Origin of the sequence: Pedobacter changchengzhani, assembly GCF_004354365.1 — a bacterium.
GTDB classification, from domain to species: Bacteria; Bacteroidota; Bacteroidia; order Sphingobacteriales; family Sphingobacteriaceae; genus Pedobacter; species Pedobacter changchengzhani.
The window spans coordinates 225,173-246,925 of record NZ_SJCY01000001.1; the positions used below are offsets into that span (position 1 = coordinate 225,173).

Here is a 21,753-nt window from a genome sequence, read left to right on the forward strand (position 1 = left end):
AATTGCGGGCTTCATAATTAATTACTGCTATGAATGACAAAGGCAAGCGGAATATTCAACCTTAATTTGATTTTATTTTTGCTAAAAAATTTTTTAATCTCTTTTAAGAAAAATAGTGAATAGTAAACTTGAGAAAAACGACCATTTTTATCCAATCGTAATTTGAATTTATCTAAAATAATATGGGATGATTTTATTGGGAAAATTGTAAAAGGTAAGGTTGAAATGATTATATCAACTTTCTCTTGTACCAACTCCTTGTCGAAATTTTCCGCATTGTCATTAATTATAACTAGTCTTTCATCCTTGATCTGCTCACGCATATTTTCACAAAAAAAGGTGTTAAGTTCAAACGAAAATAATTTAGAATTTACATGCATTTTTTTGAGGATAACTTTTGTTACGTTTCCATTTCCTGCACCTACCTCAATAATTACCTGCGGTTGATCTGATGAAACATATTTGGTAATTTCATTTGCAACAAAAGTAGAAGTTTCTGTGAAAGCTCCTGTAGTTTTAATGTTCTTGGCAAGCAAGTAGCTTGATTTTAAAAAATTGGCCATTTATAATCCTTGAGTATTTTAACTCCAGCCACGAAGTTAATTTATTTGTGCAAAAATTTTGTGTAAAATAAATTATTTCAATTCGTTAGGTCTCATTTTTTTGACTAAAATTTAATGCGATGGTTTGCAATTTGATAATTAAAACGATTCCTGTATTTCATCCTATATTAGAACATCGACGTTGAAACAATAATGTCGCACCCCCAAGCTGATGCTTATTTATCAAAAAACTAAAACCTGCTTCAAAAAGATAGGTTTATATTTCTATTTAAGATATAGCTTATATTACTATCTTTGCAAAAAAACGATTGAATGAAAAATCACATATATTTTTTATTACTAATGCTTTTATTCTGTTCATGCAAAGGCTATAAGCAGGTTGCTTATTTTCAAGATTTGAATAAAGATGGCGTAATTAATCAAGAGATTAAAAACTATACCACATTAAAGCTTCAAAAAGACGATCTTTTGTCGATCAGCATTAGCAGTATAGAGCCCAAAGCGGCTGCAGTTTACAACATCGGTAATGGTGGCGGTGTCTCCGCTGTAGGTATGGGTTCTTCCTCGGGCCAAGATGGGTATTTAATTGATGAAAATGGAGAAATTCAAATCCCTACGTTAGGTACGGTTAAAGTTGGAGGCTTAACAACTAGTGAGGCAAAAATCTTGATTACTAAAAAATTAGTTCCTTTTTTAGGCAATCCAGTGGTCAATTTAAAATTAATCAACTTTAAAATTTCTATTTTGGGTGATGTAGGCGCACCAGGTGTTTACCCAATCCAAGGTGAACGTATTTCTTTTGTAGAGGCCATTAGTAAAGCAGGCGATTTGAATATATCTGGCCTAAGAAAAAATATATTGTTGGTTAGGGAAACAGACGGCGCCCGTAAATTTATTAGATTGGATTTAAATGATAAGGATATTTTTAACTCACCTTACTATTATTTGCAACCCAATGATGTGATTTATGTACAGCCAAGTAATTCTAAATATGCAGCTGTAGATAATACAACCAGGAATATAAGTTTTGCGCTATCTGGTATTTCTTTATTATTAGTGCTCTTTACTACGTTTAAATAATACGAATGGCATTAGCAAATAATTCACCGCAAGCACCTGTCGATTTTCATCAGGATGAAGTCTTCAATCTTCGAGACCTACTAAACAAATACGTGTATCACTGGCCAGTATTCGTTTTAAGTGTGTTCCTTTTTTTAACCGCGGGTTATCTTTATTTGAGATATACACAGCCTATTTATATGGTTACTTCTAGCTTGTTGATTAAGGAAAAGGATAGATCAGCAAGTTCAGATGTATTGAGTAAATTAGATCCCAGTAAAGGTTCCAAAAGTTTAGATAATGAAATAGAAATCTTGAAATCCAGAACGCTCATGAGGCAGGTAGTGGATCGATTACATTTAAATGTAACTTACAAAAATGTAGGCAAGATCGTCAATACCGACGCTTATGAAACTAGGCCAGTAGTAATTATTCCATCTAAATTAGATTCTAATTATTATGGCCATGATTTTAACCTAACCTTTGTTGATAACGCCCACTATCAGTTAGAAGATGTTATTTCGCACAAAAAGGTTACCGGCCCTTTGGATACCTTGCACCAAACGCCGTTCGGAGTCTATCGAATTGATAAAATCAATCCGTCCATCAACCTATCTAAAGAACAACTAAAAGTAACGATATTTAAGCCAAATGATGTAGTAACTGGCGTTTTAGGCGGATTGAGTGTAGAAAATGTAAATAAAAGATCTACAATCATTCAGTTAAGCTACGTAACGCCAAGCGTAAAATTGGGCGAAGATATTTTAAATACCTTAGCCCAGGTATATAATGAAGCGGCATTTGAAGATAAAAATCAAACCGTTAAAAATACATTGGCATTTATTAATAAAAAATTAGAGCCAATTACCGGGGAGCTGACCTCGGTTGAGAAACAAGTAGAACAGTTTAAAAGTAGTCAGGGTATTATTGATATGAGTGCTCAAGGCGACTTATACTTAGGCAATGTAAAAAGCAATGATTTAAAATTGGCCGATGTAAATATTAAGCTTGCTGTAATCGATGATATTAACCAGTACGTAAATGCGAACGCTAATCGTGAAAAAATACCCTCTACAATGGGAATTGAAGATCCGCAATTAGCCGCGCAGATTGCACAACTTGCTGATTTGCAAACGCAAAAGCAACAATTACTAGCTACCACCCCTGCTGCAAATCCTATTTTTGAACCGTTGAATCAGCAAATTGCCACGCTTCGTAAGAATATACAAGGGAATGTTAAGAATATTGCTGTGGTGTTACAACGTACAAAAAACCAAATCGTAGGCGGAAATAATATTGCGCAGGGCGCGATTAAAAAAATACCCGGTCAAGAGCGCGAATTTATTAGTATAAAAAGACAGCAGGTTGCGAAAGAATCACTTTATAATTTCCTTTTACAGAAGAGAGAAGAAACGGAACTTTCTTTTGCCTCTACAGTGCCAGATAGCCGTTTAATTGATCCAGCGATTGGTACAGGTGGCCCGATTAAGCCTAAAAAACAGATAGTTATGCTGGTGGCATTTTTAATTGCACTCATTTTGCCTGTAACATACATACACGCTAAAGATTTACTAAAGAATAAAGTTTATAGTAAAGCTGACTTAAATAGCCTTACGAAAGCGCCTTTGTTAGGCGAACTATCTTTTGAAGAAGGAACCGACGCGATTGTTGTGAGTAGCGACAGTAGGCGGGTTATTGCAGAGCAGTTTAGAGCACTTCGAACTAATTTACAGTTTATACAGGGCAAATCAGTTCCGGGTGCGGGTAGAGTTACACTCTTTACCTCAAGCATTTCTGGAGAAGGAAAAAGTTTTGTTGCGAGTAATTTAGGGGTTACCTTCGCATTAAGTGGCCGTAGAACGATTATTTTGGAGCTTGATTTGCGTAAACCAAAAATTATCAAATACCTAAAATTAAGTTCAAAACTTGGTTTAAGTAATTATTTTATCGGAAAAGCTTCTTATGAGGATATTTTGCAAGAATCTGGGGTTCATCCCAAATTATTTGTAATGGGTTCGGGTCCAATTCCGCCTAATCCGTCTGAACTGTTGATGCAAATAGAAATGGACGATTTGATTGGACATTTAAGAAAAGACTTTGACGAAATTATCATAGATGCACCGCCGGTTGGATTGGTGACCGATGCTCAAATTTTAGCGCCTTTGGCCGATGCTACACTATATGTGGTCAGGCATGGCGTTACTTTAAAAGCCGACATACAACAGTTTGATGCATTGTATAAGCAAGATAAGTTTCCCAAATTAAATTTAATTTTAAACGGTGTGCAGGTTGGCGGTAAATATGGCTATGGCTACGGTTATGGGTATTATGGAGAGGATGCAGAATCAAATAAATTTAGTATTAAAAGAAGCTTAAAGGGTTTCTTCAAAAGATTTTAAATTTATTTTTGTTTAGAAGTAATTATGAAAATGGTAATATAAGTTTAATAAAAATAAAAAGCTTTTTAATGGAAAAAATACCTTATGGACGCCAGAATATTACAGAAGATGATATTCAAGCTGTAATAGAAGTTTTAAAATCAGATTGGTTAACTCAAGGTCCAGATATTAAACATTTTGAAGATAATTTTGCAAATTACATTGGTGCTAAATATGCAGTTGCAGTTTCTAATGGTACAGCGGCATTGCATCTTTGTGCTTTAGCTCTAAATATTCAACCGGGTGATAAAGTAATTACCACACCCATAACTTTCGTTGCATCTGCCAATTGCGTAAAATATTGTGGTGGAGAAGTTGTATTTTCCGATATTGATCCTAAAACCTATTTGTTAGATTTAGATAAAGTTAGGCTTCGGTTAGAAAGCGCCCCAAAAGGCACCTACAAAGGAATAATTCCAGTACAATTTGCAGGTAGATCTGTAGATATGGAAGCTTTCAGAAAATTAGCAGATGAATTTGGTTTGTGGATTATAGAAGATGCATGTCATGCTCCAGGAGGATATTTCAAAGATTCTTCAGATAAAATACAAAACTGTGGTAATGGTATATTTGCAGATTTAGCAATATTCTCTTTCCACCCAGTAAAACATATTGCTGCAGGTGAAGGTGGTATGATTACAACAAATAATGAAACGCTATATAAGCATCTGCTAAACCTAAGGTCGCACGGCATACAACAAGATCCAGCTAAGAAATTAGAGAATCATGGTGTTTGGTACTACGAAATGCAAGAGTTAGGTTACAATTACCGCCTAACAGATTTTCAAGCAGCTTTAGGTAACAGTCAATTATTAAGAGCAGAAGCTGGATTAAAAAGAAGAAGGGAAATTGCCGAAATCTATCAAAAAGCTTTTGTGGGCAAACCTTATCTACTAGGGCAATCGGGGATAATTGATGGTCACGCATATCATTTATACATTTTAGAGGTAAAAGATAGAAAAGCTTTAGTTGAACATTTAAGAGCAAAAAATATTTTTGCTCAAATTCATTATATTCCCGCACATTTAATGCCTTATTATCAGCAGTTTGGTTGGAAAAAAGGTGACTTACCTAACGCAGAAAAATATTACGAAAATTGCATAAGTATACCCATGTTTCCTACTTTAACAGAAATTGAGCAAAGCTTTGTAGTCGATACGATAAATAAATTTTATCTTGCATAAGCTTGCCATTATACCTGCACGCGGTGGAAGTAAACGCATTCCAAGAAAAAACCTAAAAATTTTTTTAGGCAAACCCATCATTGCTTATTCAATAGAAGTTGCTGTAAAAAGCGGATTGTTTGATGAAGTAATGGTTTCTACTGATGATGAAGAAATAGCCAAAATTGCGATACAATATGGTGCTAAAGTTCCATTTATGAGGAGTAGTGAGAGGTCGAATGATTTTGCTACAACTTATGAAGTAATTGAAGAGGTGTTGTTAAATTACAATAAGTTAGGCCAAACTTTTAACCAAGCCTGTTGCATATACCCTTGTGCCCCTTTTATTTCAGTACAAAGTCTTAAAGAAGCATCACAGAAACTGACATCGTTTGATACTGTTTTCCCAGTGGTAAAATTCGGCTTTCCTATACAGCGAGCATTAAAAAAAGAAGAATCAAATAAAATTGCTTTCCTTCAACCTGGATTTGAACTGTACCGATCTCAAGACTTAGATGAAAGATACCATGATGCAGGACAGTTTTATTGGTTTAATGTTGACAAAGCATTACAAAATAAAAGCTTATTGTCTGCCAATACAGGTTGTGTAGTCTTATCTGAAATTGAAGTACAAGATATTGACAATGAAATCGATTGGAAACTTGCAGAGTTAAAATATAATCTACTCAATGAAATTTCCTAAAAGTTATCGAGTTTTAGAAAATAATTTGTTTTCAAACGATGCTTTTTCTCTTGTCCCAATACGTTTGGAGGATAAGATGAAAATTATGAATTGGCGCAACGAGCAAGTATATCACCTTCGCCAAGCAAAACCATTAACAGAAGACGAACAAAATAATTATTTTGAAAATGTTGTTGCAAAACTATTTGAACAAGAGCAACCCAATCAAATTCTTTTTTCTTTCTTAGAAAATGGAGAATGTATTGGTTATGGTGGTTTGGTTCATATCAATTGGATTGATAAAAATGCTGAGATTTCATTTGTTATGCAAACGGATCTAGAAAAAAATCGCTTTGCAGAGATTTGGGGTGAACATTTATACTTGTTAGAGAAGGTTGCTTTTAATGATTTGAGATTGCATAAAATATTTACCTATGCTTTTGATGTTAGGCAACATCTTTATGCACCACTTTTAAAATCAGGATTTTACGAAGAGGCTCGTTTAAAACAACACTGCTTTTTCGATGATAAATTTATTGACGTTATAATACACTCTAAAATTAGTCAACTTTTAGAATTAAGGTTGGCCACAGAAGAAGATGTAGATGTTACTTTCAAATGGGCAAGTGATTCGAAAGTACGACGGTTCGCTATTCAGAAAGACGCAATCACTTTTGAAAATCATAGCAATTGGTTTGAAAGAAAAATAAATGCAGACGATTGTGTTTATTTAATCGCTGAAGTAAATAAAAAGGCGATAGGTTCTATTCGGTTTGATATTGATGATAAAAATGAAGCATTGTTAAGTTTTTTACTGGATCCAACATTTCATGGAAAAGGCTATGGGAAAGAAATTTTAGTGAAAGGATATATCGAGTTACTAAAATTGAAATACATATCAAAAATAATTGGAGTTGTTAGTATTAATAACATTCCCTCTTTAAAAACATTTAAATCATTAGATTTTAATCAAGTTAATGAAACGGAAGGATACGTTACTTTTGAAAAAATAATAAGAAATGAAAATAGGTAAATTCGACATACACAAAAATTCAAAGGTTTTCATTATTGCAGAACTTTCCGCAAATCACAATGGAAGCATAGAAGTTGCGCTCGAAACAATAAAAGCTGCCAAACGCGCCGGAGCTGATTGTATCAAATTACAAACTTACACCGCCGATACGATTACTTTAGATTCAGATAAGGACGATTTTAAAATAAAAGGCACCATTTGGGAAGGTCAAAATTTACATAAATTGTATCAAGAAGCTTATACACCTTGGGAATGGCACCAACAATTATTTGAGGCTGCCAAAGCTGAAGGATTAGTTTGTTTTTCTTCTCCTTTTGATAAAACTGCAGTGGATCTTTTGGAGGATTTAAATACTCCTGCATATAAAATTGCTTCTTTCGAAATTACTGATATTCCTTTAATTGAATACACAGCTTCCAAAGGTAAACCTATCATTTTATCTACAGGTATTGCAACTGTAGAAGATATTGAATTAGCATTAGATGCCTGTAGGAGAATGGGGAATAATGACATCGCATTGCTAAAATGCACCTCCAGTTATCCTGCGCCAATCGACGAAGCGAATATGTGTATGGTAAAAGATTTGGCAGAACGTTTTGGAGTAATTTCCGGCTTATCAGATCACACTATCGGAAGTACTGTCCCAGTAGTTGCCACTTGTTTTGGTGCAAAAATTATAGAAAAACATTTTATCCTAGATCGTTCTATTGGAGGGCCTGATGCCTCCTTTTCTATGAACGAAGAAGAATTTACAGCAATGGTAAAAGCGGTGAGAGAAACTGAATTGGCTATAGGAAAAGTAGATTATACTTTAACAGATAAACAGGTAAAAGGAAAAGATTTTTCTAGATCACTTTATGTTGTTAAAGATATACAGCAAGGCGAAATAATTAGTGCCGAAAATGTTAGGTCAATCAGGCCAGGGTTTGGCCTACATCCTAAATTCCTGCCAGAAATTTTAGGAAAAAAGGTTAATCAGAATATTGCAAAGGGCGAAAGATTTTCGATGGATTTTATTTCAATTGATTAGTTAAAATATTGGCTCTAAATTAATGCTATGATTTCATCTATTAAAAAGTATTTTATTAGAAAAACTTACGATGTCATTTTCTATTATCCGCAACATTTTAATAGAAATGAAAACGGTGAAAACCCCTATTTTGAAAAATTAATCTCATCATGTGTTAAAAATAATTTTTCTTATTTACTTTTAGAAGAACCAGATCGGGGAACAAAATATCCGAGAAGTAAAAAGGCTACTAAATTTGATTTTTGGTTTTATCTGATTATAATTTTCAAAAAAATTATACCCTCTTCTTTGTTTAAAAATTATCTTGCAAAAGAACTATCTATAGCTAAAGTAATTTCTTTATTGTCACTAAACAGATTCAAAGCTAATACCTATATAACCATTTCTAATGCTAAAATAAATTTTTTATCTGGATTAAATAGTAGAGCCAATGTTTTTGATTTACAGCATGGTGTAATTTACAGTTGGCATCCTGGTTATTTTAACAGAGACTTTTCATTGCATCAACTACTTAGGCCTAAAAAAATAAATTTTTTAGTATCCGGAACTTCTTTCAAACATGTTTTTTGTATTAATGAAGATTTTTGCAACTATAAAACGAGTGATTCCGTATCTGTTATTGGGAATGTTCTCAGCGAGGACATTACTTATTCAAAACGTAAATTTTCCAGTATTCTTTATACACTTCAAATAACTGATGACCTTACCACCAAAGAAATAGATGATGAGAAGATAGAATTGGTTTCATTTATTAAATCCATTGCATCATTTTTTATTGAAAATAAATTGTCTTTAATTTTAAAAAATCATCCGCGCTTTAACGATGATTTTTTTCTTAATTCACTACAAGGAAAATTCTTTTTTGTTGAAATTTCAAAGAAAAATATGAATGATGTCGCTAGTGAAATCTTTTTACACCTCACTAAATCTTCTACTAGTATATTTGAATTGGCACAAAGAGGAATTCCTTCCCTACTTGTACAAAACGAAGTAGGGTCTAAAATATTTATAGATGAATATAAGTATCCTATAAAAACTTCAGATATTTGTAAACAAACTAATGAATATCTACAAAATAGAATAAGATATATGGAAGACCAGAAAAGAGTTATAGAATGGGTTTCTGGATTTTATGAACCATATAATGAGGAAGCATTTATTGAAATTTTAACACAGACTTAGTAAAATTTAGAATAGAATCATCCAAATTATAAAATTAAGACGTCCTACCAAATTTTAAATTTGAACACGAATAACTATGCTTGTTAAAAAAATAATTGCTGTTTTTCTTTATTATTCTGGTATTGCTTATTTACTATCACGCATTATAGAACATAAAACCCTTACTTACCACAATGTAATGCCAGATTGTTTTTATGATAATAAACTGCATTTAGGTGTTTCACATTCTTCTACAGTTTTTGAGTCACACATTAAAGTACTATCTCGATTTTTTGGCAGAAAAAAACTAAAATTTTCCTTCGATGATGGTTATTTAAATAATTATTTGATAGCAATACCTATTTTGGAAAAGCAGCATCTTAAAGGTTTGTTTTTTGTTCCTTTTTTTAAAAATAATTCATCTAAGGCATTTTGGGCAGATAGGCTAATGTATTTATTATCTTACACTAAACCAGGCAATTATTATTTTGATACAATAACCATTCAATTGGATGAGGATAATCGAGAAAAAAGTTTTTCGATTTTGTATGCTTACATAATGAATAATTACGGAAAAAAACTGAAAATTATGGAGTGTGTTGACAGCTATCTTCAATCAAAAATATTTATTGAGAGCGAATATTTTAAATTAAGATTTACTTTTATTGATGATGAACAAATAAATGCGATCAAAGAATCAGGGCATCAAATAGGTTTTCATAGCTTAAATCATGATATTTATTCTCAATTAAGCAATGAGGATATCTATGAAGAATTCCTTTTAAGTAAGGAGAGATTAGACTTCTTAAATGTTAATAGTTTCTCATTTCCTTTTGGAGGCGAGTTGGAAAATAAGTTGGAAATTGTTGAAAAGTTAAAAGATTTCAATATTACCAATATCTATTCCAACCAAAATAAACGTGGCAACCCAATTCATTCGAGAATTAGCCTGCCAAATACATCAAATACGTATTTGATCATTTTCTACTATATTAAAAATTCGTTAAACTTATAAATGAAAAATATACAGTTAAAAAAATATTCGTCTTTTAATGAGATTCCTCCAATTGTCATCAATTCCATTCAAGATTATTTGATTAATGATAACTATTTATCAATTAAAGAGTATGAATTTCATCTATCGAAATTTGAAAACGCGTTTATTTTAGTTGCCTATTCAGATATAACAGGGCTAGAATTTTTCTCTATTTTCAAAAAAGATTATTTTACTTATGCGGGAAAGAAAATTAAAAGTTTAGTTAGCTTCATGTACGAATATTATGATTACAACCCTTTTTATTCTATTTACAGTACGGTAGAATTAGAACGTGCAATCACAAAAATAGGATTAGAGGAAAATATTGAAATGATTGCGGTATTAAATACCTACACAGAATTACCAAATGCCATATATAATGCTAAGGAGGAAGTAGCCGTATACAATTCTAATATAAATAGTTTTGATGAATTTTTAAACAAAAAAAGTATAAAAAGAAAATATAATACGCTTTTGAAAGATTTTGAAATTGAAGTATTACACTACGATGAAAATAATAATTGGGATCTACTTATTATCAATGAAATAGAAAAAATGCATAAGATTAGATGGGCTTTTGATGGTATTGAAAGTTCTTTCGAAAACGATGCTTACAGGAAGGACTTCTATAAATTTAATGATGGAAATAGGGTTGTAAATATTGTAAAAAATAGTGGAAATAACGAAGTAGTTGCTATCCATTATGGCTTTACTAATAAAACAGACTTTTTATGGCACACGCCAATAATTAACGTTAAATACTACGATTATTCTCCCTTAGAAGTTCTCCTTAAAATTGTAATAGAATATTGTAAAAAACATCACATTCAGAACTTTGACTTAGGATTAGGATCAGAAAATTATAAATCACGTTTCACGAATTATCAAAAAGATTTATTTTCTTACTTCATCCCTATGAATAGATCGACTAAGATTCATTTTAATATTTTATTTAAAAACCGAAATTTCTTAAAAAATACCCTAGAGAAATTAAAAAAATTAAAACATATTGTTGCAGTACAGTTAGCAAAATTCAAATCAATTGTCTTTTATATCTCAGAAAATCAAACTCAAAATCATAACAATGAAAATGATCTTGAGTTTATAAAAGTTGATAATTGGATGGATTATTTTGATCTTTTAATTAACTCTGGTATTAACCCCACTAAAGAGGCATATATTCGATTTAAAAATCAAAACCTTTATTATGCCCTATTAAATGAGAACAAAATATTATCTTCTGGTTGGTTATCCAATAGTAACAGCTTTTACGTTCTTGAAATAAACAAGAAAATTGAATTTGATTGTGACAAGATTTTATTCGACTTTAATACTCCCATAAAGTATAGGAATAAAGGATATTATAAGAAACTTTTAAAAAGTATAAAAATTTCATTACCAACCTCTTGTTTAGGGATATTTGCAGACGCAACTAACAAAACTTCCAATAAAGGTATTTTAGGTGCTGGTTTTAGACTGAAAAATAAATATAATGGTTAAAAAAATCAAAATTTTTCTTGGTGGTTCTATCAACTATACCAATGCCCAAAATTTAAATTGTTTGGCTTTGGCTAAATATTTAGATAAGGAAAAATTTATAATTTACACTTTGCAGTATTACTCCGGTATGTTAAAAGACCAAAGGGGGGAAATTATTGGGGTAAATATATTTAATTGTTTTAGGCCAGCTAAAATTTCATTGTATCTTGGTTTTTTATGGGGCATTTGGAACTGTGATGTTGCTTACTTGCCAAAAAGTGAATTGTGGAAATACAACCGATTTTTATTATGGCTATTCAATAAAAAAAGTTTTTCTACAGTAGAAGGAATTTTTGATGAAGTGGCTTTTAACAATGCGATAAAAGCTTATGGTTCTGAAAAATCATTTTTAAGCGCAAAAAAATATTTCACAAAGTTATATAGCATCACTGCCTATATGAATCAGTATAATAAAGAAAAATTTAATATTGTAACCGAGCCAAATACTTTGTACTTAGGAGTGGAAAACAGTTTTGTTCCATTAGCTAACAAAGGAAATACACTAAATGCCATTTTAATGATAGGAAATGATTTAGTTAGAAAAGGAGCATTGGAGTATCTTGATATAGCGACTAAATTTGACCAAATAGAATTTATACTGGCGGGTAGTGGTAATGGCAAAATTGATTTAAATAAGGAAATTAAGGATAGAAATATTAAAAATGTAAAGTATGTGGGAATGGTATCTACAACTCAATTGAAAGAACTTTTAAATATAGTTCAGTTGCACATTTTACCATCACGTTCAGAAGGATTTCCTAAAGTGATTTTAGAAACTGCCTCAGCTGGAGTTCCGTCTGTAATATATAATGATTACGGTGCAGATGAATGGATTACTACTGGAGAGAATGGATGGGTGGTAAAAACCGTTGACCAAATGATAACTTTGGTTGAAGCGCTTGTTGCAAATCCATCAAAATTACAGGAAGCTTCAAAGCGAGCAGTTGCATTAGCCGAAAAATTTGATTGGAAAATACTTGTAAAAGACTGGGAAGAAGTGATTATCGACGTTTATAATAGCGAGAAAAATTAAGTTTATTTAGCTGTAAATACATAAAATTTAAAGATTCGCTTTAATTAATGTAAGATGTTGATTGTTTAAATCTTTTTAAAAGCTAAATTTGCATCGATTATTTTAGGCAGAGGTTTTACAAAACCTTTACTCAAAATTGATCAAAAACAACTATGTCTTTAAAAAAACAGGCTTTGTCGGGGATGTTCTGGTCATCCATGCAATTATTTGGCACACAGATTATAAGTTTTGGTGTATCTCTAATTTTAGCAAGGTTATTATTGCCTGCTGAATTTGGATTAATTGCCATGCTGAGTATTTTTATGGGGTTAGGCAATGCATTAATTAATAGTGGTTTAAGTAGTTCTCTAATTAGGGCTAAAGAGGTTGACGATGAAGATTACTCGACAGTATTTTATTTTAATTTAGTTGGCAGCATCATAATTTACTTAATCATTTACATCGTTGCACCACTTATCGCCAAATTTTATAGTCAGAGTTTGTTAACTATTATCGTTAGAGTATATTGTCTTACTTTTATCATAAGTGCTTTTTCAGCTATCCAAAATACTAGGCTGACAAGAATGATGGATTTTAAAACGCAAATGAAAGTTACGGTGCCATCTCTTGTAATAGGAAGTGTTGTAGGTATTGCTATGGCCTATAACGGCTATGGTGTTTGGAGTTTAGTTTTCAGTGGTATTACTCAAGCACTAGCAGCAACTATCCAGTTATGGTACTACGCTAAATGGATACCCTTATGGGTTTTTAATAAAAAAAAATTTAGGTCACATTTTCATTATGGTGTAAAGCTAATGTTTTCAGGCATTTTGGATACTGTTTTTACCAATGCTTATACCATCATTATTGGAAAGTTCTTTGTGCCTGCCCAAGTTGCTTTTTATAATCGTGCAGATGCGCTGCAAATGTTGCCAGTCGGCACTATTAGTTCCATCATCACAAAAGTTTCCTATCCACTATTCTCATCTATACAAGATGATGATGTAAGATTGAAGAGCGTGTATAAAAAAATAATGCAAATGGTAATTTTCCTTGTGGCACCTACCCTTATTTTGATGGCTGTTTTAGCAGAACCCTTATTTCGGTTTTTACTAACGGCAAAATGGTTGCCAGCTGTACCTTATTTTCAGATTCTTTGTTTTAATGGGATTCTATATCCCATACATTCTTATAATTTACAAATACTAAATGTAAAGGGACGAAGCGATTTGTTTTTAAAATTGGAGATCGTAAAAAAAATAATAATGGTGTTGGTTATTTTTGTATCTTTTCATTATGGTATTTACGGCTTATTGTATGGCAGTGTAGTTACCTCTTTGCTCGCGTTTTTCATAAATACACATTTTAGTGGTAAATTTTTAAATTACCCTGCCTGGGAGCAAATTAAAGATCTATTACCCACTATTGTATTGAGTATTTTAATCGGCGCAGTTGTTTATTCCTTTGATAAAATATTGATCTCCGATTTATTTCACGATTTTAGCCGTTTGCTACTAGGCGGGGCAATAGGGGTTATTTTATTTTTAACAGTAGCCTATTTATTTAAAATGAGTTCGTTAACTGAACTTATTACTATAATTAAACGCAAATGATACCTGTAACAAAACCCTTTCTACCTCCGCAAGATTCATACTCAAAATACCTTACTGGAATTTGGCAACGTAATTGGTTAACCAACATGGGCCCTTTAGCCAGTGAGTTGGAAATGAAATTAAAAGAACATTTGCAACTAGAGCACTTGTTATTTGTAACCAATGGTACTGTCGCTTTACAAATGGCCATAAAAGCGCTTAATTTAAAAGGCGAAATCATCACCACGCCGTTTTCATTTGTTGCAACCACAAGCAGCATTGTGTGGGAAGGATGTCAACCTATCTTCGTAGATATTGACGAACAATCATTGAATATCGATGCGACTAAGATAGAAGCTGCAATAACCCAAAACACAACTGCCATACTAGCCACCCACGTTTATGGTAATCCATGTGATGTGTTGGCCATAGAAAAAATAGCCCGTAAACATCACCTTAAAGTGGTATATGATGGTGCACATGCTTTTGGTGTGGAAATAAATGGAAAATCAATTTTCGAATATGGCGACATTTCTACCTGCAGTTTGCATGCTACAAAATTGTATCATTCCATAGAGGGAGGCTTAGTAATTACAAAAGATGCTTCTTTATTAAAAAGGCTAGCTTATATACGCAATTTTGGTTTTGATGGGCCAGAAGCTTTTGCAGAATTGGGCATAAACGGGAAAAATTCCGAATTTCATGCGGCCATGGGCTTGGTTAATTTAGACTATATTGATCAAATTAGCAGCAAACGCAAAGCACTTACCTTGCGGTACGACGAGAAATTAAAGGGCCTGAGAACAAGACGGCCTTTATGGCATGCCCATTCTGAAAACAATTATGCTTACTACCCAATTGTTTTTGAGAGTGAGGTTTCAATGCTAAATTGCATGAACTACTTAAAAGGCCATGAAATTTTTACCAGACGATATTTCTACCCGTCTTTGGCCAATACATTACCTTATTTAACACCTAAAAATTTTGAAGTTACAGATGAAGTTGATAAATGCATTTTATGTTTACCTTTGTACGCCGATTTATCTATCGAAGAAGTGGATTTGATATGTAGGTTGCTTTTAAGAATTCAAAATAATTAAATTTATAAATATTTATAACATGGAAATTACCACATTTTTACAAAACTTTGCTGATATATTAGATGATACAGATGCAACATTAGTTACGGCAGAAACCGATTTTAGAGATTTAGAGGAATGGGATTCTATGACGGCATTATCTTTAATTGCGATGGTGGATGAAGAATACGATGTTAAATTAACTGGTGAGGATATTAAAACATCAAAAACGATTCAAAATTTATTTGAAAAGGTTAATTCGAAAGTTTAAATTATGGCCGTTCTTAAGTTGCAAGGTATCGAAGTAAAGGGTATCTCATGCTGTGTTCCACCAAAAATTGAGTATAATAGAGATATAACATATTTAACGGCTGAAGAAAAAGAAAAATTTATCACAGTAACTGGTATTGAGGAGAGAAGAATTGCGGAGGATGATGTTTGTGCTTCCGACTTATCTTTGCAGGCTTCTGAACTCTTATTTGAGAAACTCAATTGGGATAAGGACTCAGTAGAATTATTAGTTTTTGTTTCTCAAAGTGCAGATTATACTCTTCCCGTTACTGCCGCAATATTGCAGGATCGAATGGGTTTATCAAAAAAATGTTTAGCCTTCGATGTACCTTTAGGTTGCTCGGGGTACGTTTACGGTATTTCTATTATCACAGGGATGATGAAATCATTTAATATCAAAAGAGGTATTTTAATTGCTGGAGATACAGGCAACAAGTTGATTTCTAAAACGGATAAAAGTACACATCCTTTATTTGGCGATGCAGCAAGCGCAACCGCATTTGAAAATACGGACTCAAACGAGACGATATTATTTGATTTAGGTACAGATGGTTCAGGTTTTGAATCTATTATAATTAGAGATGGCGGTTCAAGAAATAAAGCGACAGAAGCTTCGCTACAGTATAATGAATATAAGCCTGGTGTTTTGCGCAATAATTGTCAATTAAGTTTAAATGGAATGGATGTATTTTCGTTCGGCATTTCTCAGGCGCCTAAAACGGTTAACAATTTAATAGATTCATTTCAAATTAATAAAGATGAAATAGATTATTTCGTTTTTCATCAAGCTAATATGATGATCAATAAAAAGATCACAAAAAAATTAAAAATACCTATTGAAAAAGTGCCATATTCGTTAAAAGAATTTGGAAATACTTCATCTGCTACAATACCATTAACCATAGTAAAAGAGTTAAAACATCAGATAGAAGTAGAGAATAAGAAGTTATTGCTATGTGGTTTTGGCGTGGGCTTATCTTGGGGCACTGTAATTTTAACATTGCAAAAAGATATACAACTAATATATTCAGAATATGTATAATCCATTCAGTTTAGAAGGTAAAACAATTTTAGTTACTGGCGCATCATCAGGTATTGGCCGTGCTGTTGCTATAGATGTTGCCAAGGCAGGAGCGAAAGTGATTATTATAGGAAGAAATGAAAAGCGCTTGACCGAAGTTAAGGAATTAATAGGTTCTAATGTTATTAAAGCGCTTACAGGTGATTTAACAGATAACGAGTTTATAAAACATGTTTTATCTTCTGTTGATCAGATTGACGGTTTAGTACATTCGGCTGGCATAATGAAATTATTACCCTTCAAGTTTATTGATTATGAAGGTTTAGATCTCATGATGAAAACAAATTTTTATTCGCCTGTGATGTTAAGCGTAGAACTATTAAAACGGAAGAAATTTAATAAAAATTCCTCCGTACTTTTTATTTCATCCATTACAGGGTCTGTTGTAGGTAGCAAAGCAAATGCAATGTATGCTGCTTCAAAAGCAGCGCTTAGTGGTATAATTAAATCAATGGCAATTGATTTGGCTAAAAATAAGATTAGAGTTAACGAAATTGCACCCGGAATGATACAAACTGAAGGTGCGATGGAGCTAACTAATGTTATCTCAAATGATGCTATTATGGAAGATAAAAAGAAATATCCATTAGGGGACTATGGCAAGCCAAATGATATATCTTCAGCATGCGTATTTTTTATGTCTGATGCGAGTCAATGGATTACAGGGTCTAAACTTGTAATAGACGGCGGATTTACAATACAATAATTACCTTGAAAGCATACATTAAATATATTTCTTACTACTTGCCAGAATTCTCTCTGACAAATGAAAAAATTCATCAGGAGTTTCCTGAATGGAATATTGAGAAAATCAGTTCAAAAACTGGAATAGATGAAAGACATATTAGTGCTGACGATGAATTTTCATCCGATATGGCTATAAAAGCTGCAGAAAAACTATTTAATGAACATCAAATAGATAGAAAAACTATTGATTTTATACTGTTTTGTACCCAAAGTCCAGATTATTTTTTGCCTACTACTGCTTGCATTTTACAAAATGAACTTAAATTAAATACAAGTTGTGGTGCATTAGATTTTAATTTAGGCTGTTCTGGCTTTGTATATGGTTTAAGTTTAGCAAAAGGCTTAATTGCGGGCAACATGGCTAAAAATGTGTTGTTGATTACTTCAGAAACCTACAGCAAATTTATAAACCCAAAAGATAAAAGTAATAAAACAATTTTTGGAGATGCAGCGGCCGCTACTTTAATAAGCGCATCGGATGGGTTGTTTGAAATTGGTGATTTTATTTTTGGCACAGATGGTTCTGGTGCAGAAAATTTGATTGTCAAAAATGGAGGAATGCGGCATTCAAATATAAAGAATGAAGATGTTGTAGATGAATATGGAAACGTTAGAAATGATAATAACCTGTATATGAATGGCGCTGAAATATTCAATTTTACTAGTGAATCTGTTCCAAAATTAATAGCATCTATTTTAGCGAAAATAGATAAGAACATAGAAAATATTGATTTATTTATTTTTCATCAAGCTAATAAATACATGCTCAATCATCTAAGAAAAAAAATAGGCATTAGCGAAGATAAATTTTATATTTCAATGAAAAATTTTGGAAACACTGTTTCATCAACTATTCCTATTGCATTGTATAACGCAATTAAAAATGGAAAAACAAACAACAGTAAAAACATTCTTTTATCGGGTTTTGGCGTTGGATATTCATGGGCGAGTTGCAATCTTATAAAATAATATGAAACAGTTAATTATTATTGGGGCAAGAGGTTTTGGTAGAGAAGTCTTTTCGCTTGCAAAGAGATCTATCGGTTACGGAGATGAATTTTTAATAAAAGGTTTCTTAGATGATAATGTAAATGCGTTACATGGTTTCCTTAATTATCCAGCAATTTTAAATTCGGTAGAAGAGTATGTAATACAAGCAGATGATGTTTTTATATGTGCTTTAGGTTCAGCGAAGTGGAAACAACACTATGTGGAAATTATTATCGAAAAGGGAGGGAGATTTATAACTTTAGTAGATAAGACTGTAATTATAAGTGAAAATGTAAAATTAGGTGTGGGTAATGTAATTTGTGCAAATTGCGTGATTAGTAATGATGTAGAATTTGCAGATTTCGTGACTGTTAATTCTTTCAGCATTTTTGGCCATGATGTAAAAATAGGAAAATTCGCACAAATTGGCGCTCACTGTTTTTTTGGGGGTTTTGCAGTGGTTGGAGAAAGTGCAACAATATATGTTAGTGCCACAATATTAGATCGATTAACAATTGGAAAATCAGCTACGGTGGGTGCAGGAAGTGTAGTAATTAGGAATGTTAAAGAAAATACGACAGTATTTGGTGTTCCTGCAAAAAAAATAGTATTTTAAAATGGATGGGTTATGGTGTCAGTAAGTATGATCACTTATGGTCATGACAATTATATCATTGAGGCAATTGCGGGAGTATTAACGCAAAAAGCCAATTTTGCTATAAAATTGATTATTTCAGATGACTGCTCTCCCGACAACACAGAGCGATTAGTAAAAGCATTAATTGAAAACCATCCCAACGGGCACTGGATTGAATACTATCGCCATGAAAAAAATATTGGAATGAATGCGAACGCTGCCTTTGCAAGTTCGAAATGTCAGGGCAAATACGTTGCAATATGCGAAGGAGACGACTATTGGACTGATCCATTAAAGTTGCAAAAACAAGTCGATTTTTTAGAGGCAAACAAGGGTTATGGTTTAGTTTATACTAGAGCAAAATTATATGTAGAAGCAACGAAGAATTTTATTGGTGAAACTGGTGGGCCAATAATTACGTACAGAGATCTGTTAGAGTATAATCCAATACCTACTTTAACGGTATGTTTTAAAAGAAAATTTCTTGATTCCTTGGGTAATTTTAAAGAAACGGGTGATTTGTCATTAGGGGACTTACCCTTGTGGTTAACTATTGCTTATCAAGAAAAAGTAGGCTTTATTGATGAGATTACAGCCGTTTACAGGCTGTTAAAAGAAAGTGCTTCACAATCAATAGATATTTCTAAAAATATTCGTTTTTTAAACGATGCTTTGAGGGTTAGAATATCTTTTTTGGAAAGTATTGATCAAACCAATTTAATGCCTTTAGTACAAAAAACACACTATCTGAAGTTGAGTAATTTGAGATTATTGCCATCAAAAATACAAGTTTCTAATGAATGTAAATTATTTTTTAAGAACAAGAATATAAATTCACTTTACTATTTAGAAAGCTTTAAACAAATTGTCCGGTCTAACAAGTTTTTGTTACATTTCCTATATAGAAATAGTAGTTTGATTAATAAAGTTTTGAGAAGGTTAGTGTAAGTTAGAAATTTTAATTTTTTTGTCTAAATATATTTTAGGGCGCCAACTAATACTGGAGCGTTGAGAAATGTAAATTGAGGCTTTTCACAAGCAAACGGATTATGTATGAATATAGTTTTGGAGGAGGGTTTGTTAGATGTAAATGGTTTAGAAAACTATTTTGACTACAAAATATCAAATACAAATGAAATACACATTACCTTTGTAAGGTTCACCAAATTCAAATCTTAAGCATTACCGAGTAAAAAGTGAAGTGGGATGCTTGCTGTAATGTCGATCAAGATTTTATTGAAATTAATGACGATACTTCAGTTAATATATTACTTATGTAAATAGGCCTCAATAAAAGCGAAACAAATTAATCTTTAGAGTTTTACTATTTTTGCAAAAATGTAAATATTTAAGTGGACATTTTTAATTTAATCATATAATTTAGATCAAATGATTTTTAGGCATTTATCTTATTGGTGTTTTTGCCTAGGTATGATTAAAAGCATGTGATTTGAATAGTTGTCAATTTACCATTGTTAATAAAAATGAAATTTGGATGGATGTAAATCAGAAGGCAAAAAGTTATATAAAGGGATTGGATGGCCTACGCGGCATTGCAGCGATACTCGTTATTTTAGGTCATATTGAGTTATTAAAAAAGGTCTTTGGGTTTAAAAATGTTTATGATGGGGGAGGGCCCTTTTATATCTATTTAGGAGCTTTAGCCGTAACTTTCTTTTTTGTGCTCTCAGGTTTTTTAATTACTTACTTATTATTAAATGAAAGAGAAAAAAATAATAATATATCGATAAAAAATTTTTATTTAAGACGCGTACTAAGAATCTGGCCTGTGTATTATTTATTATTTATTATTGGTTTTATAGCTTTTCCTTTTATTATAAACAGTAACCTACTTTTACCAAATCATATTCCTAAAGATAATTATTGGAGGAGTTTTTTATTTAATTTTTTATTGTTGCCAAACTTTGTAAAACCATCCAACCCTATTGCTTTTCAATCATGGTCTATTGGTGTTGAAGAGCAATTTTATATTTTTTGGCCATTAATAATAGCTAGAATAACCTCGTTAAAAAAATTATTCATTGCGATGGTGCTTATAATTGTCAGCATTTATTTACTTAGGTCAGCGATGATTGTTAATAATTTTTCTGATTATAATTTTCAGTTTTTGGTAAAAATAAATCAGTTTTTTGGGGCCTGTAGGTTTGATAATATGGCCATTGGAGGGTTGCTTGCAATTTTTTACTTCAAAAAACCACATTTAGAAATTAATTTCTTCTCTAAAGTTATTATAATTATATCATTGTCAATTCTACTTATTAAACAGCCAGCAATTGGTTTTGGTCTTGATAACGTAATTGCAGCCATCATATTTGCCTTATTAATTGCTTTGGTAGCCTATGCAAAGAACATTTCATTTTTAGAGCATAAAATATTTAAATTTTTGGGTAGAATATCCTATGGTATATACATGTATCATGTAATTGGGATAATTATTGCAATAAACATAATTCGTTATTTTAATCGTAGTTTTAATGGAGAGGGTTTTTATAATATTATCCTATACATTTTGACAATTATAATAACCATTTTAATTGCTAATGTTAGCTATATTTATTTAGAAAAATACTTTTTAAAGTTTAAAAAGTAGCTAATTTTT

At 31.9% G+C, this 21,753-nt stretch carries 20 protein-coding genes; 19 read left to right on the top strand and 1 reads right to left on the bottom strand.

Annotation, left to right across the window (positions count from 1 at the left end; all coding sequences use genetic code 11):
• Nucleotides 1-17: 17 nt before the first annotated feature.
• Nucleotides 18-563 (bottom strand): class I SAM-dependent methyltransferase, encoded by a 546-nt coding sequence (locus tag EZJ43_RS00955; protein WP_133260781.1) that lies wholly within the window; start codon nucleotides 561-563, stop codon nucleotides 18-20.
• A gap of 312 nt (nucleotides 564-875) precedes the next feature.
• Here EZJ43_RS00955 and EZJ43_RS00960 point away from each other — a divergent pair, with 312 nt between their 5' ends.
• The 19 genes from EZJ43_RS00960 to EZJ43_RS01050 all read left to right on the top strand — a co-directional run bounded on the left by EZJ43_RS00960 (nucleotide 876) and on the right by EZJ43_RS01050 (nucleotide 21,744).
• Nucleotides 876-1,643 (top strand): polysaccharide biosynthesis/export family protein, encoded by a 768-nt coding sequence (locus tag EZJ43_RS00960; protein WP_133260782.1) that lies wholly within the window; start codon nucleotides 876-878, stop codon nucleotides 1,641-1,643.
• Nucleotides 1,644-1,648: 5 nt separating this feature from the next.
• On the top strand, nucleotides 1,649-4,021 hold the full coding sequence (locus EZJ43_RS00965; protein WP_133260783.1) for a GumC family protein: 2,373 nt from the start codon (nucleotides 1,649-1,651) through the stop codon (nucleotides 4,019-4,021).
• A 68-nt stretch (nucleotides 4,022-4,089) separates the two neighbouring features.
• A complete protein-coding gene (pseC, locus tag EZJ43_RS00970; RefSeq protein WP_133260784.1) occupies nucleotides 4,090-5,244 on the top strand; it encodes a UDP-4-amino-4,6-dideoxy-N-acetyl-beta-L-altrosamine transaminase in 1,155 nt (384 codons plus the stop codon).
• Complete coding sequence (gene pseF / locus EZJ43_RS00975; RefSeq protein WP_133260785.1) at nucleotides 5,237-5,926, top strand: pseudaminic acid cytidylyltransferase; 690 nt, start codon at nucleotides 5,237-5,239, stop codon at nucleotides 5,924-5,926. Before pseC ends, pseF begins: the two co-directional genes overlap by 8 nt.
• Nucleotides 5,913-6,938, top strand: coding sequence for a GNAT family N-acetyltransferase (locus EZJ43_RS00980; RefSeq protein ID WP_133260786.1), 1,026 nt, complete (start codon nucleotides 5,913-5,915; stop codon nucleotides 6,936-6,938). The genes pseF and EZJ43_RS00980 overlap by 14 nt, the downstream gene beginning before the upstream one ends.
• Nucleotides 6,925-7,968: a pseudaminic acid synthase gene (pseI, locus tag EZJ43_RS00985; protein ID WP_133260787.1), complete on the top strand. Its 1,044-nt coding sequence runs from the start codon at nucleotides 6,925-6,927 to the stop codon at nucleotides 7,966-7,968. Before EZJ43_RS00980 ends, pseI begins: the two co-directional genes overlap by 14 nt.
• Before the next feature lie 27 nt (nucleotides 7,969-7,995).
• The gene (locus tag EZJ43_RS00990) at nucleotides 7,996-9,150 is read left to right on the top strand and encodes a hypothetical protein (RefSeq protein WP_133260788.1); all 1,155 of its coding nucleotides are present in this window, start codon (nucleotides 7,996-7,998) and stop codon (nucleotides 9,148-9,150) included.
• 76 nt (nucleotides 9,151-9,226) lie between these two features.
• Nucleotides 9,227-10,144: a polysaccharide deacetylase family protein gene (locus tag EZJ43_RS00995; protein WP_133260789.1), complete on the top strand. Its 918-nt coding sequence runs from the start codon at nucleotides 9,227-9,229 to the stop codon at nucleotides 10,142-10,144.
• Complete coding sequence (locus EZJ43_RS01000; protein ID WP_133260790.1) at nucleotides 10,145-11,665, top strand: GNAT family N-acetyltransferase; 1,521 nt, start codon at nucleotides 10,145-10,147, stop codon at nucleotides 11,663-11,665.
• A complete protein-coding gene (locus EZJ43_RS01005; protein WP_133260791.1) occupies nucleotides 11,658-12,737 on the top strand; it encodes a glycosyltransferase family 4 protein in 1,080 nt (359 codons plus the stop codon). The genes EZJ43_RS01000 and EZJ43_RS01005 overlap by 8 nt, the downstream gene beginning before the upstream one ends.
• 152 nt (nucleotides 12,738-12,889) lie before the next feature.
• Entirely contained in the window at nucleotides 12,890-14,329 is a 1,440-nt protein-coding gene (locus tag EZJ43_RS01010; RefSeq protein ID WP_133260792.1) for a lipopolysaccharide biosynthesis protein, read from the top strand.
• On the top strand, nucleotides 14,326-15,408 hold the full coding sequence (locus EZJ43_RS01015; protein WP_133260793.1) for a DegT/DnrJ/EryC1/StrS family aminotransferase: 1,083 nt from the start codon (nucleotides 14,326-14,328) through the stop codon (nucleotides 15,406-15,408). The genes EZJ43_RS01010 and EZJ43_RS01015 overlap by 4 nt, the downstream gene beginning before the upstream one ends.
• A gap of 19 nt (nucleotides 15,409-15,427) precedes the next feature.
• The gene (locus tag EZJ43_RS01020) at nucleotides 15,428-15,658 is read left to right on the top strand and encodes an acyl carrier protein (protein WP_133260794.1); all 231 of its coding nucleotides are present in this window, start codon (nucleotides 15,428-15,430) and stop codon (nucleotides 15,656-15,658) included.
• Nucleotides 15,659-15,661: 3 nt separating this feature from the next.
• Nucleotides 15,662-16,720, top strand: coding sequence for a 3-oxoacyl-ACP synthase III family protein (locus EZJ43_RS01025; RefSeq protein WP_207924543.1), 1,059 nt, complete (start codon nucleotides 15,662-15,664; stop codon nucleotides 16,718-16,720).
• A complete protein-coding gene (locus EZJ43_RS01030) occupies nucleotides 16,713-17,465 on the top strand; it encodes an SDR family NAD(P)-dependent oxidoreductase (RefSeq protein WP_133260796.1) in 753 nt (250 codons plus the stop codon). Before EZJ43_RS01025 ends, EZJ43_RS01030 begins: the two co-directional genes overlap by 8 nt.
• 5 nt (nucleotides 17,466-17,470) lie before the next feature.
• Nucleotides 17,471-18,475 (top strand): ketoacyl-ACP synthase III, encoded by a 1,005-nt coding sequence (locus tag EZJ43_RS01035; protein WP_133260797.1) that lies wholly within the window; start codon nucleotides 17,471-17,473, stop codon nucleotides 18,473-18,475.
• Nucleotide 18,476: 1 nt separating this feature from the next.
• The gene (locus tag EZJ43_RS01040) at nucleotides 18,477-19,112 is read left to right on the top strand and encodes a NeuD/PglB/VioB family sugar acetyltransferase (RefSeq protein WP_133260798.1); all 636 of its coding nucleotides are present in this window, start codon (nucleotides 18,477-18,479) and stop codon (nucleotides 19,110-19,112) included.
• 12 nt (nucleotides 19,113-19,124) lie between these two features.
• Complete coding sequence (locus EZJ43_RS01045) at nucleotides 19,125-20,081, top strand: glycosyltransferase (protein ID WP_133260799.1); 957 nt, start codon at nucleotides 19,125-19,127, stop codon at nucleotides 20,079-20,081.
• Between the two features lie 547 nt (nucleotides 20,082-20,628).
• Nucleotides 20,629-21,744 (top strand): acyltransferase family protein, encoded by a 1,116-nt coding sequence (locus EZJ43_RS01050; RefSeq protein WP_133260800.1) that lies wholly within the window; start codon nucleotides 20,629-20,631, stop codon nucleotides 21,742-21,744.
• The last annotated feature ends 9 nt before the right edge of the window (nucleotides 21,745-21,753 follow it).